The sequence below is a fragment of the Paenibacillus sp. PvR133 genome (assembly GCF_017833155.1).
Classification (GTDB): Bacteria; Bacillota; Bacilli; order Paenibacillales; family Paenibacillaceae; genus Paenibacillus; species Paenibacillus polymyxa_B.
In genome coordinates this window covers 1,832,952-1,855,860 of sequence record NZ_JAFIBS010000001.1, presented here as the reverse complement: position 1 = coordinate 1,855,860, position 22,909 = coordinate 1,832,952, and the positions used below count along the sequence as shown (strand labels likewise).

At 45.7% G+C, this 22,909-nt stretch carries 18 protein-coding genes and 2 tRNA genes; 11 read left to right on the top strand and 9 right to left on the bottom strand.

What is annotated here, in order from left to right; all coding sequences use genetic code 11:
• Nucleotides 1-4 precede the first annotated feature (4 nt).
• The 3 genes from JOE49_RS08250 (at nt 5) to JOE49_RS08240 (ending at nt 3,367) form a co-directional block, all read left to right on the top strand.
• On the top strand, nt 5-640 hold the full coding sequence (locus JOE49_RS08250; RefSeq protein ID WP_237448906.1) for a class F sortase: 636 nt from the start codon (nt 5-7) through the stop codon (nt 638-640).
• 24 nt (nt 641-664) lie between these two features.
• A complete protein-coding gene (locus JOE49_RS08245) occupies nt 665-1,789 on the top strand; it encodes an amidase domain-containing protein (protein ID WP_160788599.1) in 1,125 nt (374 codons plus the stop codon).
• 114 nt (nt 1,790-1,903) lie between these two features.
• Nucleotides 1,904-3,367 (top strand): oligosaccharide flippase family protein, encoded by a 1,464-nt coding sequence (locus tag JOE49_RS08240; protein WP_209943559.1) that lies wholly within the window; start codon nt 1,904-1,906, stop codon nt 3,365-3,367.
• Nucleotides 3,368-3,759: 392 nt separating this feature from the next.
• Here JOE49_RS08240 and JOE49_RS08235 read toward each other — a convergent pair.
• A tRNA-Thr gene (locus JOE49_RS08235) sits at nt 3,760-3,820 on the bottom strand.
• A 310-nt stretch (nt 3,821-4,130) separates the two neighbouring features.
• On the opposite strand from JOE49_RS08235, the gene JOE49_RS08230 reads away from it, so the two are divergent.
• Both JOE49_RS08230 and JOE49_RS08225 read left to right on the top strand, forming a co-directional pair.
• On the top strand, nt 4,131-4,949 hold the full coding sequence (locus JOE49_RS08230) for a MerR family transcriptional regulator (protein WP_209940880.1): 819 nt from the start codon (nt 4,131-4,133) through the stop codon (nt 4,947-4,949).
• Between the two features lie 24 nt (nt 4,950-4,973).
• Nucleotides 4,974-6,149 carry an MFS transporter gene (locus JOE49_RS08225; protein WP_209940879.1) on the top strand — a complete coding sequence of 392 codons (1,176 nt, stop codon included), beginning with the start codon at nt 4,974-4,976 and terminating at the stop codon, nt 6,147-6,149.
• Between the two features lie 318 nt (nt 6,150-6,467).
• Here JOE49_RS08225 and JOE49_RS08220 read toward each other — a convergent pair whose 3' ends face one another.
• The 3 genes from JOE49_RS08220 to JOE49_RS08210 all read right to left on the bottom strand — a co-directional run bounded on the left by JOE49_RS08220 (nt 6,468) and on the right by JOE49_RS08210 (nt 8,638).
• On the bottom strand, nt 6,468-7,889 hold the full coding sequence (locus tag JOE49_RS08220) for a transcriptional regulator (protein WP_071559401.1): 1,422 nt from the start codon (nt 7,887-7,889) through the stop codon (nt 6,468-6,470).
• Nucleotides 7,890-8,145: 256 nt separating this feature from the next.
• Nucleotides 8,146-8,217 (bottom strand) — tRNA-Thr (locus tag JOE49_RS08215).
• A gap of 73 nt (nt 8,218-8,290) precedes the next feature.
• On the bottom strand, nt 8,291-8,638 hold the full coding sequence (locus JOE49_RS08210; RefSeq protein ID WP_013308518.1) for an MTH1187 family thiamine-binding protein: 348 nt from the start codon (nt 8,636-8,638) through the stop codon (nt 8,291-8,293).
• A gap of 526 nt (nt 8,639-9,164) precedes the next feature.
• On the opposite strand from JOE49_RS08210, the gene JOE49_RS08205 reads away from it, so the two are divergent.
• The 3 genes from JOE49_RS08205 (at nt 9,165) to JOE49_RS08195 (ending at nt 14,468) form a co-directional block, all read left to right on the top strand.
• Nucleotides 9,165-11,498 carry a ribonucleoside-diphosphate reductase subunit alpha gene (locus tag JOE49_RS08205; protein ID WP_209940878.1) on the top strand — a complete coding sequence of 778 codons (2,334 nt, stop codon included), beginning with the start codon at nt 9,165-9,167 and terminating at the stop codon, nt 11,496-11,498.
• Nucleotides 11,499-11,518: 20 nt separating this feature from the next.
• On the top strand, nt 11,519-12,550 hold the full coding sequence (locus tag JOE49_RS08200) for a ribonucleotide-diphosphate reductase subunit beta (RefSeq protein ID WP_023986750.1): 1,032 nt from the start codon (nt 11,519-11,521) through the stop codon (nt 12,548-12,550).
• 166 nt (nt 12,551-12,716) lie between these two features.
• Nucleotides 12,717-14,468 carry a methyl-accepting chemotaxis protein gene (locus tag JOE49_RS08195; RefSeq protein ID WP_023986749.1) on the top strand — a complete coding sequence of 584 codons (1,752 nt, stop codon included), beginning with the start codon at nt 12,717-12,719 and terminating at the stop codon, nt 14,466-14,468.
• A 180-nt stretch (nt 14,469-14,648) separates the two neighbouring features.
• Here JOE49_RS08195 and JOE49_RS08190 read toward each other — a convergent pair whose 3' ends face one another.
• Both JOE49_RS08190 and JOE49_RS08185 read right to left on the bottom strand, forming a co-directional pair.
• Complete coding sequence (locus JOE49_RS08190) at nt 14,649-15,455, bottom strand: patatin-like phospholipase family protein (RefSeq protein ID WP_025723693.1); 807 nt, start codon at nt 15,453-15,455, stop codon at nt 14,649-14,651.
• Between the two features lie 115 nt (nt 15,456-15,570).
• Nucleotides 15,571-16,251: a LexA family transcriptional regulator gene (locus tag JOE49_RS08185; protein WP_209940877.1), complete on the bottom strand. Its 681-nt coding sequence runs from the start codon at nt 16,249-16,251 to the stop codon at nt 15,571-15,573.
• Between the two features lie 245 nt (nt 16,252-16,496).
• On the opposite strand from JOE49_RS08185, the gene JOE49_RS08180 reads away from it, so the two are divergent.
• On the top strand, nt 16,497-17,447 hold the full coding sequence (locus tag JOE49_RS08180) for a beta-ketoacyl-ACP synthase III (protein ID WP_071559402.1): 951 nt from the start codon (nt 16,497-16,499) through the stop codon (nt 17,445-17,447).
• Between the two features lie 171 nt (nt 17,448-17,618).
• Here the strand turns inward: JOE49_RS08180 and JOE49_RS08175 are convergent, their stop codons facing one another.
• Complete coding sequence (locus JOE49_RS08175; protein ID WP_209940876.1) at nt 17,619-18,455, bottom strand: HAD hydrolase-like protein; 837 nt, start codon at nt 18,453-18,455, stop codon at nt 17,619-17,621.
• 170 nt (nt 18,456-18,625) lie between these two features.
• On the opposite strand from JOE49_RS08175, the gene JOE49_RS08170 reads away from it, so the two are divergent.
• Nucleotides 18,626-19,120 (top strand): hypothetical protein, encoded by a 495-nt coding sequence (locus tag JOE49_RS08170; RefSeq protein ID WP_023986747.1) that lies wholly within the window; start codon nt 18,626-18,628, stop codon nt 19,118-19,120.
• On the opposite strand, the gene JOE49_RS08165 is transcribed toward JOE49_RS08170, so the two are convergent.
• Nucleotides 19,104-20,819: an NAD(P)H-hydrate dehydratase gene (locus JOE49_RS08165; RefSeq protein ID WP_209940875.1), complete on the bottom strand. Its 1,716-nt coding sequence runs from the start codon at nt 20,817-20,819 to the stop codon at nt 19,104-19,106. The genes JOE49_RS08170 and JOE49_RS08165 overlap by 17 nt on opposite strands.
• Before the next feature lie 33 nt (nt 20,820-20,852).
• Nucleotides 20,853-21,485: an NAD(P)-dependent oxidoreductase gene (locus JOE49_RS08160; protein WP_023986745.1), complete on the bottom strand. Its 633-nt coding sequence runs from the start codon at nt 21,483-21,485 to the stop codon at nt 20,853-20,855.
• A 273-nt stretch (nt 21,486-21,758) separates the two neighbouring features.
• On the opposite strand from JOE49_RS08160, the gene JOE49_RS08155 reads away from it, so the two are divergent.
• Nucleotides 21,759-22,724, top strand: coding sequence for a hypothetical protein (locus JOE49_RS08155; protein ID WP_209940874.1), 966 nt, complete (start codon nt 21,759-21,761; stop codon nt 22,722-22,724).
• Nucleotides 22,725-22,909 lie beyond the last annotated feature (185 nt).

Here is a 22,909-nt window from a genome sequence, read left to right as displayed (position 1 = left end):
ACTATTGATTCTGCTGATTACTGCAAGCTGTTCATCTTCAGCTGAACATCGTGGTAACTCTACTCGTGCCTCGCATAAGTCTGAAATTCAACAAACTCAAAAGGCAAAGCCCATACAGGTTATAAATAAACCTTTTTTAGGGATCATTCCACATAAAATCGATATTCCTGCGGTTCGTATTCATTCGATTATAGAACCGGTAACCTACTTAGAAAATGGTCAAATGGGCGTTCCAGGTAACACGGATCGAGTAGGTTATTTATCTACCGCTGTATTGCCAGGGGCAGTAGGTAATGCAATTATGGACGGGCATGTCGATACATATACGGGTCCGGCAGTTTTTTATCCCCTTAAAAAATTGAAAAGAGGGGATCACGTGTATGTAACTGGCGATAATGGTTGCAAGCTTCAATTTGTAGTGGAGTCCGTAAAATTTTACCTAACACCCGAAGCACCGATTCAAATGATTTTTGGTCCTACAGAAGAGCGCCGTTTAAACTTAATTACCTGTGCCGGGCGCTACAGTCGAAGCAAGAAGGAACATGAAGGGCGACTGGTTATCTTTACCAAATTAGCACACATGAATTCAGCCTGTGAAAAACTTAAGGTTCAGAACAAGGACAATTTCAAAAACAATTAACCATTTCAAGGAGAATGAATAAATGTGCCTAGGATAGAAAAATTGAAACTGCTGTGCATGATTTTAATATTAATCCCTGTATACAGCCTTTTTTTATTTCGTGCACAAGCCGAGCCAGCTGAACAAGATAATGTTATCCCATTTCTTCAAGAATTGTTTGATGATCGTACTCGGTTATTGATGGATCAGGACAAAAAGCACATCGAGAACCACTACTTGATAACAGATAAACGAAGCAACTATGCGTACCATCGTGAAATGAACAGAGCCGAATATATTCATGAATGGGCTAGGCACCGTAAAATGAAATTTGTGAATGCGGAAAGCACAATTCGGGTAGCCCGTATAGAAGTATTAGGTGATACGGCCAAAATTTCGCTTGTTCAGTCCTTGAAATTGAGTTATGAGTATATTCACAGCTATCCCGGTCGGCATGATTTTGGAATTGGAACACGTCATGGTATTACACTAAGAAAAAAGGATAAACGTTGGTACGTGGAACGAGAATGGTATTCAGATCCTCTGGAAGAGAATTCAAAAAAGATTCAAAAATCCGACTTATTTTTTTCTCCCCATAAGGATCCGGCAACAACAGAGAGAGCTATTCATAAATATAACAGAGCCCGCGCCATTGACTATGCGAATAAATATGCAGGAACGACATGGGGGGCAGGGAATGGTCAACGATATAATCAAAAATACTTGGATTATAACTCCAAGGGAGGCGACTGTACCAACTTCTCCTCACAAGTCATCGGGGATGCGGAAGAAGGCGGAGGGCTGCCTATGAAATCAGGCTGGCATTACTTGTATGGCAATGGTGGAAGCCAGGCCTGGGTTCAGACAGACGCATTTAGAAATTTTCTTATACGCTCCGGCTATGGAAGAATTATTGGACAAGGCAGCTTCTCAGATATTGTTCAATCCGTCAATGAACGGCAGCTGCATCTTGACAAACCCCAGTTACTTCCAGGTGATTTAATTGCTTACGTCTTAAAAGGCGATGTAGACCACTTCTCAGTTGTAGTCGGATTTGATCAGAGTGGCTATCCTTTAGTCAATTCCCATACCGCTGACCGTTTCAGAGTTCCCTTTGACTTGGGGTGGGATAAACATACCAAATATTTGTTAATTCATATACAGGACTAAGTCTCGTGATCCTTAAGACTTATTCATATCCCGGAGGTTTCTGTCATAGGAATAATATGGACAGCTTCTAATGGGGTGAAAAATCTGAAACTACCTCTTATATTAAAACAAACCATGGTGAGAGCAAATGCAATGATTGTTGTGAAGGCCATTGGTTTAGTTGGAAAAATATTTATGACGCGACTTGTTGGAGCTGAAGGAATGGGTCTCTATCAGCTAGCCTACTCCTTCTACAGCTTAATATTGATGATAATTTCAGGTGGATTGCCCACAGCTTTGGGGATGTTTACAGCCAAAAATTCAGTAAAAGGCTGGCGACTGTTCAAAATTTTTTCGATATTCTTGATGCTCATAGGTTTGACATGCAGTGTCTTAACCTTTTGGCAATCCAAGTCGATCGCTTTTTTGCTTGGCTATCCACAGCTTGATGTTGTGATTCGATACCTCTCTCCTGCCCTATTTACCGTTCCCTTACTGAGTCTGCTGCGCGGATATTTGCAAGGGCTCGAAAGATACACCACGATTGCCCTTTCGGAAATAATAGAACAAACTGTTAGGATTGGTACTTTAATATGGCTAGTGCCCCTTTTTATTAGATCCGGCATTGAGTATGCCGTAGGTGGAGCGGTACTGGGAACCTCTACAGGCGCGTTGTTAGCCTTTGCTATGCTTGCTGCTTATTTTTTCACGTCCAATCGTCACTCTACAGATTTGCCTTCCCCATCAACTCGAACAGATCTACCTTTAGTAGTACAAGCTTCCTTTGCTATTGCGCTAACACGATTGCTCATCCCGGCTTCCGACTTTATGGATGCGATCATCATCCCTCAACGATTACAAATTGCCGGGGTTTCGCCCAAAGAAGCAGCGGAGATGTTCGGTATTGTTACCGGCATCGCTCTAGTCGTTGCTTATATGCCTACTTTGATTACAGGCTCGTTAACCCATACGCTCACAATGAAAATAACCGCCGATTGGAAAAATAATGATTTTAATTCATTTTATAAAAAAAGTAATACGGCCCTTCAGGTAGCTTGGATTTGGGGATTAGTCTCAGGATTTTTCATTTTTAAATATGCACCTGAAATCTCTCTATTTGTTTTTCGTATACATGATGCCGAGGTTCCTATTAAATCCTTGGCAATGTTACCACTGCTCGTCGGATTGCGCGAAATCACAACAAGTATTCTATGGGCGCAAAATCGGAAGAAAACTCCCTTTATTGGTCTTGTCACAGGAGTCCTTGTTAACTTCATAATTCTTTATTCCTTAGTTGCCATTCCTGGATTGGGATATGTCGGTATGTCACTGGGAATCATCATGCTGGAGCTAATCGCAACTGCCTGGAATTTAAAATCTTTACGATTTTTCCAATTCACCATATCCCGAACAGTTATTTTGTCAATTCTGGATATTCTGATTCTTGAAGCTATTCTTATTGTTTGCACATTGTGTTCCAAAGTCTTATCTCTTCTTAGCTGGTCAGAAGCAATCCTTATTGGTTTAGAAATAGTTCATTACTGTTTTTGGTGTGTCCTGTATTTGAAAGTACGATTAAAAAGATTCATTAACGAATAAAGAAAAGCTGTTGAGTAGTTTATGGGGACTAACCCCAATATAGACAAATAGGGCTCCCGGATTAAAATGCAATTCCAGTAACAAGTACTAATCGTGATGTCGCATACCAAGCCGCAGTGTGACCGGCCCATCACCAAGATCAAAATGGAATAATATCGGTTCTTTACTAACTCAACTGTCAGTAAATCCTTCTGAAGTAGACTTAGTTTTAGATTATAAATATGTAAAGCCAGATGAACGAGTAAGGACTATCTTATTTATTTGCGGTACTTCATTTCCAACTGACCTTTCAATAGATTCAAACTAAAATGGTAGAAGATTGTCCAAAATCACAAAAAAGCGCGTCCTCCAAAAGTTTGGAAGCCGCGCTGTGCTTGAGTTTTTAGCTATGCTGGTGAAGGGAATTGAACCCCCGCCCTACGCATTACGAGTGCGTTCCGGTACAGTTCAGGATAGATTAATGAATATCTAGAGGATGCCGTGATAAGTGGCATCCTTTTGTTCGCTAAAGGACAGTTAGGCCATAGCTAGTGCTACAATCGGCATGAGAGAAATTTCTCAAATAAATAAAAGCATCTTTTAGAAGGATTTTTCAATAGATAGATTAACTCAATTACTAAAGCTTGAACCAACAGAATCCATAGAGTGGTGACAAAGATGGCAGTCGATCTTAGCTATAAAAAGGAAAAGCATTCACATCCTTGACTTTCCCCTGCACGGGAAACTGTATACTCACATTATGTTATAGATTGGAGATGATATTTTGTTCAAAATCAGTGCATTTTCCAGGCTAAGCAAGGTCTCCTTAAAAACACTGCGTTATTACGACCAGATTGGCATACTTAAGCCGAGAAAAGTGGATTACGATACGGGCTACCGTTACTATTCCGCAGATCAGCTTCTTGAGCTCAACCGAATCTTAATCTATAAGGAATTGGGTTTTACATTGCCCCAAATTAAACAGCTGCTTCAGGAAGATATTTCATTGGAGAATATTCAAGGCATGTTTAAGCTGAAAAGAAGCGAAATCCAGCATATCATCGATACGGAACAAGCCAAACTCGTCAGGATCGAGGAGCGTATGCAGCTTATAGAAAAAGAGGGGCAATTCGAAACGGGTCAAGAAATCAGAGTCAAGGCAGATGGTGCTCAATCGTTTTTTTATCAGAAAACATGCGGGAAAGAAGAGGACATTCCGGATTTGTTTCGTCAATTTGATCAGTTATTAACAACGGAAATTCGCCAGCTGATCCAAGGCCCTCAGGTTGTTTTGTGGAAAGACATCGACGGAAAAGAGGATGAGTTTGAGTTTGAAGTCGGTTATTTTTTAACCTGTGAGCTGCAATCATCACCAGAGCCATTTCAGCTACGGATTCTTCCTCCTGAACCGATGATGGCTACAATGGCTTTTCATTCAAATTCAAAATTTGATGGTGCGGCCTGTGTTCATTTAGCTAAATGGATTGAGAAAAATAACTATCAGATCAAGGAAAACGAATTAGGTAGGGAACTATATTTACCGTTAACTCCAGAACGAGATGCACAATTCATAGAAATACAAATTCCCATTATAAATAGATAACTGAAGAAGGTGGAGTGGGGTAAATTGAAAAATAAACGGATCATCTATGTCCTGGCACTGGCTGTTTTTCTGATTGGAACCATTGAATATATTATTACGGGAGTCATTGAGATGATCGCTGTGGACTTGGGAGTATCTACTTCAGAAGCTGGGTTATTGGTGACTGTGTTTGCTCTCGCCGCGGCCATTGTCGCTCCGATTTTGATTGCATTAACGATCAATGCAGATCGCAAGAAACTACTAATGACCACCCTTGGTGTGTTTATTGCCAGCAACGGACTTATGTTTGTAGATCTTGCTTATGAAACAGTACTATGGATACGAATTATCCAAGGGGCTAGCGGAGGAATCGCTACCGTTGTAGCCATGGCAGTAGCGACACGACTCGTTGAAAAAGAAAAAAGGGGCAATGCCATCGGTATCATTTTGATGGGGCTTAGCAGTTCGCTAGTGCTTGGTGTTCCCATGGGCACATTTTTTAGTGAGATGTTTGGATGGAGAGTGCTATTTGTTTTAATCGGATTATTAAGTGTTCTTCCATTACTTATCATCTATAAAAAGGTTCCGGCAATCAAAGAAGAAGAAAAGGTTACCCTAAGAATGCAGCTCTCTATTTTAAGAAATCCAACCATTCTGATGGCCTTGGTTATTACGTTATTTTATGTCGGCGGCTATTCTACACTGTTTACTTATATTACGCCTTTCTTGCAAGCCACGTCCCCTCTTTCCATGACAGAAATTAGCGGTGTTCTGTTCCTGGCGGGCATTTGCAGCTTTGTCGGATCAAGAGTGGGCGGACAATTGGCAGATGCAAAGGGATCGAAATTTACCATTTGTCTCGGGCTCATGTTACAAGGGGCGACTCTTCTTTTATTCGCTCTAGCCGGAGTCAATCTCTTGGTATTAATCTTGGTTTTAATGATTTTTATGTTAGCAACTTGGAGTATTTCCCCAGCCCAGCAACTATATCTGGTTACTCTGGCGCCTCGAAATCCGGACATTGCTCTTAGCGTAAATACTTCGTTCATCCAATTTGGTTTTGCACTGGGATCTGGATTAGGCGGGCTAGTCATCAGTCGTACATCTGTCCTATATTTGAATTGGCTGGGTTTTTCCGCTGTAAGCATAGCTTTACTTCTTGCCATCTTACTATTTAAAAAAATGAGCAGTAGGACTAAAACTCCTACAGTTACTAAATAAGAAATGGACTGGACACCCACATCCAGTGCAATTTCAATGATGGTATATATCGTCTTAAAAGACAGAGCCTGGCTTAATGCAGCTGCAAACAGTTCTATATCCGATTTTGACACTTTATATGTATGGTTCATGCTGATCACCTCGATAATTCATTCGGTGAACGATGTAGTAATTCCTTCAACAAAAATCCCCGCCGACCAGTTAAGGTTAGCGGGGAGTTGCTTTGCTTACGTTTAAGCACCTCCGATGGTAACGTAAGGCTGAATACTATTGTGGTGGTTAAGGGCTTGATCCGGCACAGTAACAATAAACAAAAAGCTAGCCGCGATGATCAGCAGTACCATTTTTTTTAACATTGGTCATCCACACCTTTTCAATGAAATTTAAAAATGCTGCTTTAGTTTCTGAAACTGCATAATCCCGAAAATGTAAAAACAAACCCATACAGTTTATAAAATTAGTCTCATTATTTAATGTATGATAACTTACCATTGCATACATCAAATGTTTAAAACCATCAATGTAAGAGCCTCGATGTAAATAATAATAAGCTAACTCGTAACCAAACCACGCGATATAATCCGGTATCACCTGTTGGGTATACATATCATCTGATGATGGTTGCTGTTGTGCAAAAGCGTTTATTTCGGCTTCAAATTGTTGAAGTATACCTTCCACATCTATGTTATATTGGTTTGCTGAAATTATAACATTCAACAGTTTTGAGATTTTCTCATTCTCGTTAGTGGCTGATGTCACTGCAATATATTCAACATAATCTTGAAGCACACTTATATCTCCTGACAACAGTTTATATACGTAAGTATTACCTTCTGCCCAACTTTTAAACAAGCTAACCCAGTGTTGAGTGTCGTCGTCAGTCTCTTTGACCCAATCTAGATTAGCGTAGGTGTATGTATAATCTAGAGCTTGTTGATAGTCGCCTTGGGCTTCACAGACACTTGCACACAATAAATCGGCATATGAAATATATACAAACAACGGGCGACTTAGCTTCTTGGCAGACTCATCACGCTCTCGACTCTCTTGTTGATGTTTTAGCGAATATTGAGCTTTCGCCTTCTGCTTCATTTTTTTCGCCGCTTCATCTACCTTGTTCCATTTACGCAAAGACCTGTACACATTAGCCAAGTCCTTCAATGCATCAAGCTGGTCTATTTCATCTAGGCGTTCAATAAAAGCTTCAAATATCGTAGCTGCACTGAGATTGCGACTTTGATCGTCTCCAACTTGAATCGTGAATATACGATATTGACAGATGGCTAAACGTTCAGAATGTTGGTACTTCTCCGCTTCAGCTACGCCCTCATAGAGCAGCAATGCAGCCTCATGTCGTCCCTGTGCTAATAGTACTTCTGCTATATCAAATAGTTTAGGCGAATAGAGTACGTTGTCCATAATGCTTCCCACCACTCGACGGATCGCATCCAGCTTGTCCAACTCCGCACAGCGAAACAAAAACGGCTCGATTCGTCTCATATTCGGGGGAGTGTCGATGATGTAGTTTTCTATAAATAAGTCGTAAAAGTAGCCCTCCGGTAAATCCATAGCTTCAGTAATTAGGTCAAGCTGGTTAACAGACATAGACTTATTCCCCGTCACAATAGCACTTACTATTCCCCTATTCATGCCTGCTATATGCCCGAATTGCGTTAGACTCATGCTCTCTTGTTTTAAGTATCTGTCTAATTCTGCTCGTATCGTAGGTGTATGCTTCATGCCATAGCCACCCTTCGCATAAAAATCCCATAATTTTTAAAAACATACTTCATTTTTCACCAAAATTAACCACCTGTCAATATACTATGCAACTAATGTAAGAATTCGATTTTTAGCATGAAACAAAACAAAGAACTAATTATATATAGCATAATAATCCTACTAAAAAGACCTCAGCGTAGAAGATTGTCCAAAACCACAAAAAAGCGCGCCCTCCAAAAGCTTGGAAGCCGCGCTGTGCTTGAGTTTATAGCTATGCTGGTGAAGGGAATTGAACCCCCGGCCTACGCATTACGAGTGCGTTGCTCTACCCCTGAGCTACACCAGCAGGTCAGTGTAACTGACAACAAAAACTATTATACTCTTAGTTACATAAAAATCAATCACTTACATCAACTTTTTCAACTAGGATTTGGATTTAGTTCGGTAACATTTCCTGTCGCGGTGCCCGATAGTTTCTCTGCGACGGAACGGAGCTTTTGGTGGCTGGAGGAAGGCTTGTCACGGCGATCATCAATTTTGACCGAGGTGGAAACACGCTTAGCTCCAGACAGGAATGGCGCTTCGTGCAGCGCAGCAATGGCGGTGAACACATCGTCCAACGAACCTTCAATAATCGTACTCATGGAGGTAAGCTCATAGGTAATTCCTTTTTGCGTCTTCAACACTTTTTGCATCTGGGCAACGTAGTCGCTCAGGCTTGTACTCCCCGTTCCAATCGGGATCACTGTCACTTCTGCAATAGCCATCGCCAAGTTCCTCCTTTTAATTTAAAATCGTCACTTCTTTAAAAATCTAAAACCTCAGTCCGATAGAACGAGCAACCTTATTTCACAAAAAAAGTTCATATGTATGCTGCTTGTTTCTGTAGGAAACATCTTTATCATTCATTGTACCGTTCAAACTGCCTCAATTCAAATACAGCCCGCGACTTCTCTGCATATTTTGATTTTCCATTCCTTTTCCTTTACGTATGGCTTCGAATGTTGCTATAATACTCCTTGCACTTATTTGAAATTTTAAGTTTATACACACAATATGTTGGGTTAAATATTCATAACACGTCTAAATATAGTGATGTAGCCGATAAATCGTACGGGAACCATCTTTTCCCCCTTCATTGGCAGGTGCATCGCTATTTCTATGTTATTGGATTACATACAGCCCCCAAATGCTGTCTGACCATCGCTTTTTTCGCCATTATCTTCTCATCATGATCATTTTCATGCTATTCCCAAGTATGATTCCAAATCAGGAAAGCGAGGAATTAATCCTATGCCACAACTCGTAACCAAACCAAACAATCGCCAGTTGGCTTTTGATGAAATACGCATTTCCGTATATGCCGACCGTGTACTCAGCGGGCTGGACAAGCTGGATAAAGATCGTCTCATTCGCGGTGTAACTAGCAAGCTACGCCGGGACGAAGTCACGGGGGATGACATCAGCAACGCGTTTGCGATGGCTGCCCTTGAATTGGTTAGTAAGGAAGAACCGGACTGGAAATTTGCCGCTGCACGTGCTTTGCTCACTTCCTTGTATAAAAAAGCTGCTACTCACCGACGTTACAAATCCTATGCGGACGAGCCTTACGGCGCTTTTTATCCGCTGATTACCGATTTGGTCCAAAAAGGAATTTACCGTCAAGAACTGCTCGACTACTATACCAAGGAGCAGATTGATGAGCTGGGCGATTCCATATTGCCGAAAAATGACCTGCTGTTCGATTATATCGGGCTATTAACGCTGTCTGAGCGCTATTTGGCCAATGATTTTGATGGACGCGTAATGGAACTGCCGCAAGAACGCTACATGATCATCGCGATGTACCTGATGCACCAAGAGCCTGCCGACAAGCGTATGGAGCTGGTCAAGGAAGCATACTGGGCGATGAGCAACATGTACATGACGGCAGCTACACCAACCATGTCCAATGCCGGAAAAAAGGTGGCCGGACAGCTCTCCAGCTGCTTTATCGACACCGTAGACGACTCCCTGGAAGGTATTTTCGACTCCAATACGGATGTAGCCCGTCTTAGCAAAATGGGCGGCGGCATCGGCGTGTACCTCGGTAAAGTACGGGCGCGCGGGTCCGATATCCGTGGACATAAAAATACAAGTTCTGGCGTCATTCCGTGGATTCGTCAGCTGAACAATACAGCTGTTAGCGTAGACCAATTGGGTACTCGCAAAGGTGCAATTGCCGTATATCTGGACGTATTCCATAAGGATATCCTCGCGTTCCTTGACCTGAAGCTGAACAACGGTGACGAGCGGATGCGTGCACATGACGTGTTCCACGGCGTATGTCTGCCCGATCTGTTCATGGAGCGGGTCGAAGCACGTGGTGAATGGAATCTGTTCTGTCCGCATGAAGTGAAGAAGGTGATGGGCTGGAGAGATGACAACGGTCGTCCACTGGGTCTGGAAGATTTTTATGATGAAACCTTCGGTTCAGGTACCTTCCGCGAAAAGTATGAGGAGGCGTCACAGCATCCCATTCTCTCTCGTATTACAGTGCCTGCCATCGACATCATGAAGCGCCTGATGAAATCACAACTGGAAACAGGTACACCGTACATGTTCTATCGTGATACGGTAAACCGGGCCAACCCGAACCGCGCCCATGGTATGGTATATTCCTCCAACCTGTGTACGGAAATTATGCAAAACCAATCTGCAACTGTAGTGGAAAAAGAAGAACTGGTCACCAAGGACGGACAAACACGCATTGTTATTTCCAAAATTCCTGGCGACTTTGTTGTTTGCAACCTGAACTCCATCCATCTGGCTCGTGCGGTTCCGGCAGGTGTGCTGGATCGCCTCGTACCGATTCAGGTACGTATGCTGGATAATGTTATTGATATCAACAACATTGAAGTGCTGCAAGCACAATATACGAACAGCCAATATCGCGCTGTCGGTCTGGGTACATTTGGACTGCATCATCTACTTGCACTGGAAGGTATCCGTTGGGAATCCGATGAAGCGGTAACCTATAACGATCATTTGTATGAAAAGATTAACTACCTGGCAGTCAAATCCAGCATGGAGCTAGCGAAAGAAAAAGGCCGTTATGCGAAATTCGAGGGTTCTGACTGGTCTACCGGGCATTATTTCACTTCCCGTGGCTATACGGACGGTACACTCGAAGGGAAATTTGTCACAACGTCCGAGTGGATCGAGCTTGCAGAAGAAGTCAAACAAAACGGTGTCCGCAACGCATGGCTGTTCGCCATCGCGCCTAACGGGTCCACGTCTATTATTGCAGGCTCTACCGCCAGCATTGACCCATTGTATGAGTTGCTTTCCTATGAAGAGAAAACAACTTACAAGATCGCTAACCCAGCACCGGACTTGAACGAGAAAACCATCTGGTACTACAAGACAGCTTTCTTGCTGGATCAACACGCTTCGATCAACATGGCTTCTGCACGTCAGCGTCATATTGACCAAGGCCAAAGCTTTAACCTGTATGTACGGCCTGATATTAAAGCAACTGAATTTTTAGAGCTGCACATCCATGCCTGGAAATCAGGTATGAAATCGACCTATTATGTACGCAGCCGCGCACTGACGATTGAAGAATGTGATAGCTGCGCATCCTAAACTAAAGGAGAGAAGCTCTCATGCAGTTACAGAAGATTTTTAACACGGAAGCGCCAAATCGCTCTACCCGTATTATTGAAGGCGAAAGCTCCGGTATTTTGAATTGGAACGATATTCGGATGCCGCATATGTACAAACTGTATAAAGTGCTGCTGCTGAACCACTGGATTCCAGATGAAATTCCGATGTCCAAGGACGCGTCCCAGTTCCCTGTGCTGGATGCCGAAGAACAGCGAACCTTCAAAATTAACATCGGCCTGCTGGCTGTGCTGGATTCCATGCAAACGATGTTTGTCGGGGATGTAAAACGCTATTTTACCGATTCCTCGCTGGAAGCTATTTCGGCGATTATCGGGCAGCAGGAAGTGGTGCATAACCAGTCCTACTCCTACGTTCTGTCTTCTTTGGTGTCAGATCAGGAACAGAAGGAAATTTTTGAATACTGGAAAAACGATCCTGTCCTGCTGGAGCGTAACACATTCATCTCGGATATTTACCAGGAGTTCCGCGATGAGCAGAACCCGCAAACCTTTTTCCAAGCGATGGTAGCCGATTTGATTTTGGAGGGCATTTTCTTTTACAGCACATTTGCTTTCTTCTACAATTTGGCCCGTGATCAGAAAATGATGGCAACCAGCCAAATGATCTCGTATATTCAGCGTGATGAAAATCAGCATTGCTACTTCTTTGCCGAAGTGTTCAAGCAGCTATTGTCCGATTTCCCTGAGCTGAACACCAAGGAAAATACGGACTATGTCTATCGTATGATTAACCGCGCTGTGGAGCTGGAAACGAATTGGGCGCATTATACGCTCAAAGAGGTTCGCGGCATCGACTTGAACGAGCTGAGCGATTATATCAAATACATGGCAAATATGCGCCTGAGATTGCTTGGTATGGACAAAGCATACGAAGGCGTAGATGTAAACTGTATGCCTTGGATTAAACCATTCTCAGACGAAGCGCTGAATGCGACAAAAACGGACTTTTTTGAAGCAAAATCACGCAATTATGGCAAGGTCGGAGATGACAACGGATTTGACGATTTGTAAGTCATAAGATACAGCCTTAACTCGGTACTTACCGGGCTAAGGCTTTTTTCATGAGAATTTACGCAAATACGCAAAAAAAATCATGAAACATCTGAATTACTATTCATATTTTCCTATTTGTACACGATATATATGAAGGTGAAAAAAATATAGTAAGGAGCATATTATGAAAAGCAGCGTTAAAAAAAGAATGGGATTACAATCCAAACTCTACTTCATCTTGCTCATTCCTTTAATAGTGATTGGCGTTATTGTTCTGTGGACGACCAATCAATCTATCCAAAATGCTTCTCTATCAACCATGCAGCTAAACAATGAAACGCTGGCAAAGAACACGGCCCAGTTACTGGACAAGTCCGCAGTCAAGAGCTTAAACACTAATTCATCTGAGCAAAGCAGCGAGTATAAGCAGCTTCGGAACGAGTTAAATACGCTCAGGTTGCAAACTGGAATCCTGTACATCTATATGTACAACCGGGTTGGAAATGAGTGGAAAATTACAGTGGATGGAGCCGCATGGGACGACAAAGACTACAGTCCATTCGGAACTCCTGTAAGTTTTACCCTTAAAGAAACGGAAGAGAAATTAAAACAAGGGGAAACGGTAACTACAGATATTACAACGGACCCTGAGTGGGGGACGATGTTTTCCTCCTTTACTCCCATTAAGGATACCGATGGAACCATCATTGGATATTTGGGAATCGACAGATCCCTGTCCTCTGTGACTGAAGTATACGAACATACCTTGCCCGAGGCCTACCGATTAGTTATCCCTGTTATCTCCATCATTCTGATCATCTCAATTGCGGCTATGATGCTGGTAACCCGACGGATACTGCGTCAGGTGAGATTTATTAAAAATACACTGGAGCAAGTAGCCGACGGCAACCTTACGGTTACATCGTCGCAAGTAACATATGATCAGTTAGGCGAAATCAGCAAATTGACGAACAAAATGGTGGAAGCCATGTCGAATATGATTGTGGATATTCAAAGCAGTTCAAGCACACTCCAGCACGCATCGGAGAATATCGTCGTGACAACGGAAGGAACACTCCACCAGACTGAGGAACTGTCCCGTACACTCCAGCAAATTGCCGATGTCTCTATTAACCAAGCGGATCAAGCGGTGGAATCGGTTCAACAATCTGATCGATTAGGACAAACGCTGGATGAAGTCGGAAGCCATGTGCAACAATTTACGGATACGGCCCATCATCTCAATGAGGTTCGTAATCAGGTAGCTAGTGAGCATGAACTGTTATTAGAGAAAGGACGAGAAAGCGCCTTGCGTATCAAGCAGATGCAGCGCATGTCACACGCGTTAACCGAAAAATCCCGCGAGGCGGCTAACATCGGTCAGCAGGTACAGGGCATCGTAAAGCAGACGCAGATTTTGTCCTTTAATGCCTCTATTGAAGCCTCACGTGCAGGCGAAGCTGGCAAGGGTTTTTCTGTGGTCGCTCATGAAATGGGACAACTTGCCCAGCAATCCGCCATATCGATTCGTGAAATCGATGAAATCTTAAGAAGCTTTGTTGAGCAAATTGAGCAAATGGGTGATCAATTTGATGAAAACATAAAGACCGTCAATGAACAAGAAGTACAAATTTCGGTATGTCTACAGTCTGTTGACAAAGTCACCCAGGTTTCACAGGAAGTTCAGGAGTTAGCTGCACATCTGGCTCAATTGACGGCAGAGATGCAAGAGGTACGTCACAGCGTAGATCAACATTTAAATCACACAGCCAGCGCGGCACAGCAGACTGCCGGAATGACAGAAGATGTATCAGCAAGCGCTCAGAAGCAGGCCCTAGCGGTAAAAGAACTATCCGAAGTAGCCCGCAATCTGACCACACTATCAAACAATCTGCAGCGACATGCTGACCAGTTCCGGGTGAAAAACGCTGAATAGTAAAAAAGGGATTACCCATGCATGATGAATTGTGACTCGTAAGATGAACCTTTGAAAAAGCGTTTCTTTTACGGGTCATTTGCGTTTTCAACAGATGAATACAAGATGTGTCTGGAGCGGATCAGTGGCAGATGATCTATGCGTGCGTGTCGACTAAGAGGCACTTCTTTTCTTTACATACTAAACATGCATCTGTGCTGATTGCCCATGATTGGCTATTTGCGGCTTCAGTTCATCCATGATGCATTCAGCCGCTTCCTCGCCAGCCTCGACGCATTCAGGCCATTTTGTAAAATCAAACGCCGCAATATGTCCGACTTCAGGGCGAATAACAACGTCTGCTAGCCGGAGACTATTATGCTTTCGTTCGGCGGTCATCAAGCTGTAAGAGCGGTATACAACTTCCACCATATTTCGCGGCGGCTTCTTTTCATGTCCCCGTGCCACATCAACAGCAATTACTAAACAATCTGCTTCCCGACTCATCTCTTCTACAGGCAAATTGTTTAATACCCCTCCGTCGACCAGCATCTTGCCTTCATGCATCACAGGAGCGAATAAGCCAGGAAACGCCATCGTAGCCCGCAGTGCTGTCACCAAATCACCTTGTTCAAAAATGAATTGCTTGCCTTCCAGTAAATCGACAGAAACAGCTTCAAAACGGATAAGAAGATCCTCAATCTTCTGCGTATGCTGTCCATACTGCTGCAGTAGCTCATTCACCACCGTATTCATGCTGTTACCACCAATTAAACCACGATGGCGTATGCCGATATCCAACAGGCGGTATTTAGGTGTCTTTTTAATACAATCCAATAGAGCATCCGTAGGAACACCCGCCGCATAAAGTCCGCCAACAATGCCGCCCATACTCGTACCGACGATACAATCGACCTGAATCCCGTGTCTTTCGAACGCTCTCAGTACCCCCAAATGAGCAAGTCCTCTGACTGCTCCCCCACCCAAAACCAATCCTACCTTCGGCATATACGCAACCCCTTTACATGTATTTACTGCATGCGTCCAAACACACAAAAGACCCAAAAACTAAACGTAAGGAGGCCAGCTTCCTCTCCTCACAAATGACTCATTCCTGTTATATTCAAAAATGAAAAGCCTCGCTTAGAAAATCGGAAAGCAACCCTTTTTCCTCGTCAGAAAGATCCGAAATGGATTGCAGAAAACGGGAAACCAGCTCCGTAATTTCAAGGCCTAGTTCATCGTTCATCGTTTGTAAGGCCATACCCAACACAGTGCCAACAAACATGGTCATGCCCATTTCCTTGCTTAGCGCTGTAAGGACAATCCGCTGAATCCAGGGACCTCTTTTACCTCCCAGCTTCTTCAAGTACATCAAAAGCAGCCCTATAATATAGGCGCAAAAATTGATTCTGACACTGGCTTCAGGAATTTCAGCCCAAATTTTTCGGACCGCCTCATTGGGACCTGTATTGTTCAAATCCTTGAGCAGTCCCGAGATATTCTCGACGGTTTTTTTCCAATCCACCAGATCCACTAATTCATTCCGGGACTGGTTGAACAAATCCGAAGCTTTATCTGTAGGTACAAATACAACCTGTGAACGTCCGGTTACCTTGGTATTCACCTCATAGCTGCGCGTAATAAACCCGAGCTTTTCAATTTCTTTCAGCATGTCATAGGCCGTCCACTTACTAACCCCTAATGATTTAGCCAAGGCCTCATAATGAATAGGTAGTTTTGTTTTTTGGTACAGTTCCACTAATGTATGCAAAAATTGCAGTCGGCGTTTAGTAAGTGACACGATAGCGTTGTAACCTCCCTGTGTAATTCTCTATGAATTCGTTTTTGGGTTTTTTGTGTCTAAATATTAGCACTGAATACCCATATAAGCAAGCCTCATAATGATTATTGATTCTCACACAGCGGGCTGCTCTTTTACATATTTCCTTTTTAATTGGCTTGTGTTATATTTTTATCCATATCGTTTTTTGGTTTTTTTGGTCTTTATGGTCTTTTGTGTGATTATTTTATTGGAGGGAAACGTTCATGCAATCAGCTCTCAAGCCCAACGGCATTACTATTACGGGTGCAGGATTCTATGTACCGGCATCACTATTCACCAATTTGGAATTAGCCGCATCTCTGGATACATCCGATGAATGGATCACTCAGCGAACAGGTATCCGTCAGCGATATATCGCAGAAGCATCCGCAGAAACCTCTGATCTTGCCGTCCTGGCTGCAACTCATGCTTTACACCGTGCTCAATTATCATCGGAAGATGTGGATCTTATTGTAGTGGCAACGTCCACCCCTGACTATGCTTTCCCTTCCACGGCCATGTTGGTCAAGCAAAAGCTAGGAAGCCGCGCACCTGCATTCGACTTATCGGCAGCCTGCTCCGGTTTTGTATATGCCCTCTCGATCAGCAGTGACATGATGAAGGCGGGTGCATACCACAACGTCCTGGTGATTGGAGCAGACAAGTTCTCCAAAATCGTAGATTGGCAGGACCGTAATACCTCCGTTTTATTTGGAGATGGAGCAGGTGCTGTTGTCCTTCAATCTCATCCCGGTGCTTTCTCGTCTTTTTCCTTGCTTGGCTCGGAAGAACGTGGAGCAGACATGCTGATCTCCCCCGTCACAGGGCCTATTACAATGCATGGACGAGAGGTTTTCAAGTTTGGGGTGCGCATTCTGGAATCTATGCTGACTAAAGTTATGGAGGAATTAAGATTAAGCATAGATGATATTGCTTTGATCATTCCGCATCAGGCCAATATCCGAATCATTGAACATGCGGCAGTTAAGTTGAAAATTCCACTGGATAAGTTCTTTATAAATATCGAAAAATACGGAAATACGTCAGCTGCTTCTATTCCCATTGCGCTCGCGGAAGCTATGGAACAGCAGCGAATTCAAGCTGGTGATATTGTTGTCCTGGCTGGCTTCGGCGCAGGATTAGCCTGGGGTGTTCAAGTTATTCAGATCGCATAAATTCTTCAGTTCAACAGACAAAAAGGAGTAAACTAAAATGGAGCATTCGCAAACGTAGCGAGTGCTCCATTTTTATGTTTTGAAAGCCAAGCAGAGTTCACCTTTATCCGAGTAGGTGCATACATATAACCTAGAAGTGTGTATTCAAGCACTCCAGACTCATACCCGTTCTTATGATGGAGGTAGCGCGGCTGTTTTCACCTGTTTCGTATAAGAAGGATAGCCTCCCGTATGCTGGAGCATTTCGATTTCACGCAAAATACGCGGCAAGTCAGCGACCGAGTTCATCACGATGTGGGCTCCTGCCCTTTTCAAGCCATATACACTCTGTCTGCGCCGTTCCTCAGCCACTCTGTCGTCCGCTTCATGGCTGGTCGTTTGAGCTGCGGTCGTCACGCTTTCGTTATGGTTCAACACACCAATCGTCCATACACCGGCGTTCCGTCCCTCTTGCATATCGGCTACTGTATCTCCTACTTTCACAATATCGCTAAGTGGGAATACCTGCAAGCGATGTGCAATTTCATAGATCATCCACGGATAAGGCCTCCCCTGCGAAACTTCACAAGGGGCTACCATACAATCCAACGTATAGGGTGACTGTGCAGGCGTAAACTTGTGACTGAGCATTTCCATCGGACAGAATGCAGTGGCGCCTGACTGAATGCGACGATCCTGCAACTCCTGCAGCGCCCTGTCTATACCGATAGCAGGCTCAGCCCCTTGGATCAAGGAACGGAGAACAGGGACAAGCTCAAGATAAATATGCTCAATATCCGCTCTGCCAGGATGCGCACCAAAGCACTCCAGCCATTTTTTCCGAACCTCTGAAAGTCCCAGCACATTCGCAATATGATCCCGGATCGGCATTCCTCGCCCATGAGATACCTGTTCTTCAGTTACCTGTATACCTTTCCATCTGAAAATGTCACGCATTCCCTGGGTTAAGCCTCGTCCTCCGGGGTCTAACAATGTACTTTCGAGATTAAAAATAACCGCCTGTATCATGCAATCCCCGCCTTTCCGTACCGCGGCTATCCGCAATCTTTATTTTGCTTAGGAACATGATACACAGCTAACGTAAACTGAATTGTCGTAAACGGTAAGCGGATTGTAATTGAAAATAAATTCCTTGATTGGTTATGAATACCGAGTGTGATAAGAGGAGGAGTCGCAACATGAGACAGCCTTGGAATGAATTTAATTCCAAAATGCCTTGGCGGATGGAGCTTGGTTGTTATGCGCTGAATAAACTGGCCTGTGGAGGATTGGTTTTTGGTCTCTTATGGGTCTACTGCTATCTGACAGAGGAAATAACAGGAATTCCTCTGACTATAGCAGGCAATAGTGGTGAACTGACCGCGCAGCTGTGGGCCTATGGTTTTGCCCTTCCTGCCGCTCTTGCCGCTGATGCGCTACGCGATCTTTTACCCTGGCTTCGTAAGCCCGAGCAGCTCACCCTATACCTCGCTGCAGGATTCAGTGTCTTTCTCCTGCTAGGTTCTTTGATGTCGCCTGCCGGAACGGGCATTTCATGGAGCAACGGCATAGCAGGTGCAGGGATTACACTCCTGTATTATGGAGGAAGGTACTGGCTGAACCGTGAATATGGATTACAGATCATGCTGGCCTTCCTCCTGCCACTGCTGCTATGGCCTATAGGGCTTCAATAATGTCGCCAGCTATCACAGAGGCAGGATGCTGGCGATGACGTGCGGCTGTTTCTCCAGCCGCACCATGCAGATACACGCCAAAGGCTGCTGCCTGCGCAGCATTCAGACCCTGGGCCAGCAAACCTGCGATGATGCCTGTCAGCACATCGCCCGCACCGCCTGTCGCCATCCCAGCATGGCCTGTGGTATTGACGTAGGCTGTTCCGTCGGGACAAGCGATGACAGTGCGCGCTCCTTTGAGCACCAGCGTGACCCCACGTGTTCGGGCGTACTCCCGGGCATGGGTGATGCGGTCACGCTGCACCTCTGCTGTCGGTATGCCCAGCAGACGAGCCATTTCACCGGGGTGCGGCGTTAGTACGACCGCCGCACTTCTCGGCTTCCAAGCCTCCAGCTCAGGCCCCGCCGAGGCGAGGATGTTCAAGGCGTCCGCATCAAGCACGAGCGGACCGCCGTATTCTTCCCACAGGCGGCGCAGCCAGCCGGTGTCCCCTGCAAAGCGGCCGAGTCCGGGGCCGACGGCCAGCACATCACGTGCCTGCGCGAGCTGTAGCAGCTCGTCTGCGGAGTCGGCATTCCATTCGCCGTCTCCGCCTACTGCTGCGGCAGCGAGCATCAGTTCCGGCGCGGCGCCAATGACGCGCGGCAACAACGCCTCGGGCACCGCCCACGTGACAAGGCCGCTGCCGATGCGCAGAGCGGCACGTGCGGCCAGCAAGCCCGCGCCGCTCATGCGCAGGCTTCCGGCCGCGACGAGAACATGGCCGTAGGTGCCCTTGTGCCCGTCCGGCACGCGGCTGCGGCTTACATCCACATCCAGTGCAGCGCGCAGCGTGTCACGGGTCAAGAGCCGCAGCTGCACGCCACACTCACGTGCAAGGCCGGGTGGAATACCGATGTAGCGTACCACCACATCGCCTGCAGTCCCGGCGCCCGGATATTGGACGAGCCCACGCTTCAAGTAGGCGAGGCATACGGTGACGCGCGCACGAATGCACGGCTCGTGCAGCGTACCTGTGTCGGCGTCGAGGCCGCTAGGCACGTCTACCGACACGAGCGGCACGCCGCTGGCATTGGCCTCGCGGATCAGCGAGGCGTAGGGTTCGCGCGGCGGGCCTTGCGTGCCCGTGCCCAGCAGGGCATCGACGATGCCGGAGGCGCCGCGCAGGTCGAGGGTATCCCGGCCATAGAGGATCACCGGGATACCCAGAGCCGCGATGATGTCGCGCTGCGCAGCCGCTTCACCACGCAGCGTTTCTGGCGGCTCGACGTACACAACGGTGACGCGCAGCCCTGCATCCGTTAGATGGCGGGCTACTACCAGTCCGTCACCACCGTTGTTGCCTTTACCTACGAGGATATACCAGTGTTCTCGTTCCCGTAAGTCATGTCCTCCTTGACTCCACGACTCTGTCCGTATAACACCGCCATGTCCCGGTATATCCCCCGGCCCTGTGTGTGTAACCTCTTCTGCCCACTGCGGCCCTAACACTTCAGCACGCTCAATCCCACGTGTTAGATCAGAAGTGCCTACTGAGAAGCCGCCATTGCTCTTCCCACTTCTCTCGGCACGTAGCTTCAATACCTCGTCAGCTACCGCGCACCCGGCATTTTCCATCAACGTAAGGGCCGGGATACCCAGCCTGTCAATTGTGTACCGATCCAATTGCCGCATTTCTTCGGCGGTCACCATATACATGCTTTTCGCCTCCCATATGGCTATCCCTGCTTATTAATACCCGACTGTAAAACGGGAATTGACAAATTCCCCTTCTACTAACTCATCAATCAGGGCTACCGCATAATCTTCGACCGAGATACGGCTATGGCCTAATTCGTCAACCACCAAATGATCCAAACCAATACGGAACTGTCCTGTACGTTTTCCCGATTCAATCATCCCGGCAGGACTACAATAGGTCCAATCTACATCCGCAGCGCGGTACAGCTCCAGTGCATCTGCATGGGCAGCCGCCAGCGGCTTCACTTCCTCCGGAAACTCGGCGGTATCCATGAGGCGTTCACCGTTTTCTGTTTTCAGACTTCCCGCTCCACCAACGACAAGTATGCGTTCCGCGCCGGAACGCCGGGTTCCTTCCAGCAAAGAACGAGTCGCTTCGAGCAGTTCTTCCTCTTCTCCAAACTTGGGACCGTACGCGCTAATGATAGCATCGTGCCCTTTGGCCACTTCCGTAACAGAATTCGGATTTAGAATATCTGCTTGAACCACCGTCAAGTATTCACTTCGCTCCGTCACACGTTGGGGGTCGCGGACCGCTGCTGTCACTTCATACTTGCGCTTGATTGCTTCCTTTACTAACGCTTGACCAATGGTTCCAGTTGCTCCAAAAATAATAACTTTCATATAAATATGCCTTCTTCCTGTCTATAATTTACTTACTGTTATTTATCCGTTTTATCTCCAGCTTAAACCCGTGCAAGATATCGATTCGATGTCTTATGATGTTCTGTTGCAATTTTTATATTTTTATCCATACCGAATCTACCCTCCTGCTTGTATCTTGTCTATTTTACCAAAAAATACTTCATATATCCTGGTCAAAGGTATACAAGCCCTTGAAATGCCTGTGTAGTCTGTGCAATAGTGTAGAAAGAACAATGGAAGGAGGGATTGCGGGTGTCCCCGACGGACTTCGCGGCGTTAGTCGCATATATCTCACCCGGTCTGATTGCCTTCCTGCTGGCGTTATCTTTGCTGGTATGGCTGTATGTTCACAGTGCAGCCCAGCTTCGAAATTCGCGTCAGCAGCGGCTGGAAGAATTACAGGAATCGCTGCGTATCTATGGACGATTAGCTGGTTGTCTCCAAACCGCTACCCAGAATGGGTTCAATAACAGCGAAAAGCAGTACCAGAACGGACTCATCCACGCTCTTCAGGAAACCAAAGCTGCTCCCTATTTGACCCCTCACCTTCAAGAGCAGGTTCAAGCATCCCTTCGGGAATGTGATACGTTCCGCAGAGAATTGCTTCTCAAATCACTGGAGCGTGAAATGAACAAACTCATCGAGGAACGGCGTCTGGTTCTGCTGGAATCTCATGCTCCGGGCTGGGGAACAGCATTGTGGAAGCTATTGCGTCCAGCAGCTGGTCCGTTAGCACTGGCAGGAATCGTCTGGTTGGTCTCAAGGCTGGTTGTGGAACTGATAGCCTCCAGCCATGTCGATGTTAGTCTGCCCGACACTGCACAATCTGCCTCATGGCTCATAGGGTATGCATGGATGAGGTTCGTTTCCGGCCTGATCGCCCTACTGTATGTATACCGGCTGATGACCCTGCGCAGGCAAAATGATCTGGACGTGACGGCATCCCATTTTCCAACAAGCCTGTTGTGCATGGTGATCGCCGCTGTCGCTCTGTTTCAATGGATCGGACCGGAAGCGTCTCCCTACATACTGGCTGTGCAGCTTGTGCTGTTCTTGATTGGCTTCCGACTTACCCGAGGCCGCTCGCGCAGTGATCGTCCTTATGTTGGGCACCCCGGCTTGATCAAGGCAGATGCTTCTCAACATCAGGATGTACACGCAGCAGATAAAGATAAAACGGCTGACTCTTCTTTGGCAGAAGAACATATCCGGTCCTAAACACCAATGGCACATGACTCTACCCCGTATCCACCCTGCAAATCACATACCATCACAGGACATCCCAACAACAAAGAAAGAGTTCATGGGGTGTCCTGTTTTTTGAACAATTTCCGGCTTTTTGTGGGGTTAGGCTTGTGCCAGTGATCAAGGAAAGGGTATATTGTTTATATAAATGTAAATCA

Bases quoted from the DNA above. Each gene is read 5' to 3' on its own strand.
- JOE49_RS08220 (WP_071559401.1), bottom strand. From the start codon at position 7,889: ATGAAGCATACACCTACGATACGAGCAGAATTAGACAGATACTTAAAA.
- JOE49_RS08210 (WP_013308518.1), bottom strand. From the start codon at position 8,638: ATGGCTATTGCAGAAGTGACAGTGATCCCGATTGGAACGGGGAGTACA.
- JOE49_RS08180 (WP_071559402.1), top strand. From the start codon at position 16,497: ATGCAATCAGCTCTCAAGCCCAACGGCATTACTATTACGGGTGCAGGA.
- JOE49_RS08175 (WP_209940876.1), bottom strand. From the start codon at position 18,455: ATGATACAGGCGGTTATTTTTAATCTCGAAAGTACATTGTTAGACCCC.
- JOE49_RS08170 (WP_023986747.1), top strand. From the start codon at position 18,626: ATGAGACAGCCTTGGAATGAATTTAATTCCAAAATGCCTTGGCGGATG.
- JOE49_RS08165 (WP_209940875.1), bottom strand. From the start codon at position 20,819: ATGTATATGGTGACCGCCGAAGAAATGCGGCAATTGGATCGGTACACA.
- JOE49_RS08190 (WP_025723693.1), bottom strand. From the start codon at position 15,455: ATGCCGAAGGTAGGATTGGTTTTGGGTGGGGGAGCAGTCAGAGGACTT.
- JOE49_RS08240 (WP_209943559.1), top strand. From the start codon at position 1,904: ATGGTGAGAGCAAATGCAATGATTGTTGTGAAGGCCATTGGTTTAGTT.
- JOE49_RS08205 (WP_209940878.1), top strand. From the start codon at position 9,165: ATGCCACAACTCGTAACCAAACCAAACAATCGCCAGTTGGCTTTTGAT.
- JOE49_RS08160 (WP_023986745.1), bottom strand. From the start codon at position 21,485: ATGAAAGTTATTATTTTTGGAGCAACTGGAACCATTGGTCAAGCGTTA.
- JOE49_RS08200 (WP_023986750.1), top strand. From the start codon at position 11,519: ATGCAGTTACAGAAGATTTTTAACACGGAAGCGCCAAATCGCTCTACC.
- JOE49_RS08195 (WP_023986749.1), top strand. From the start codon at position 12,717: ATGAAAAGCAGCGTTAAAAAAAGAATGGGATTACAATCCAAACTCTAC.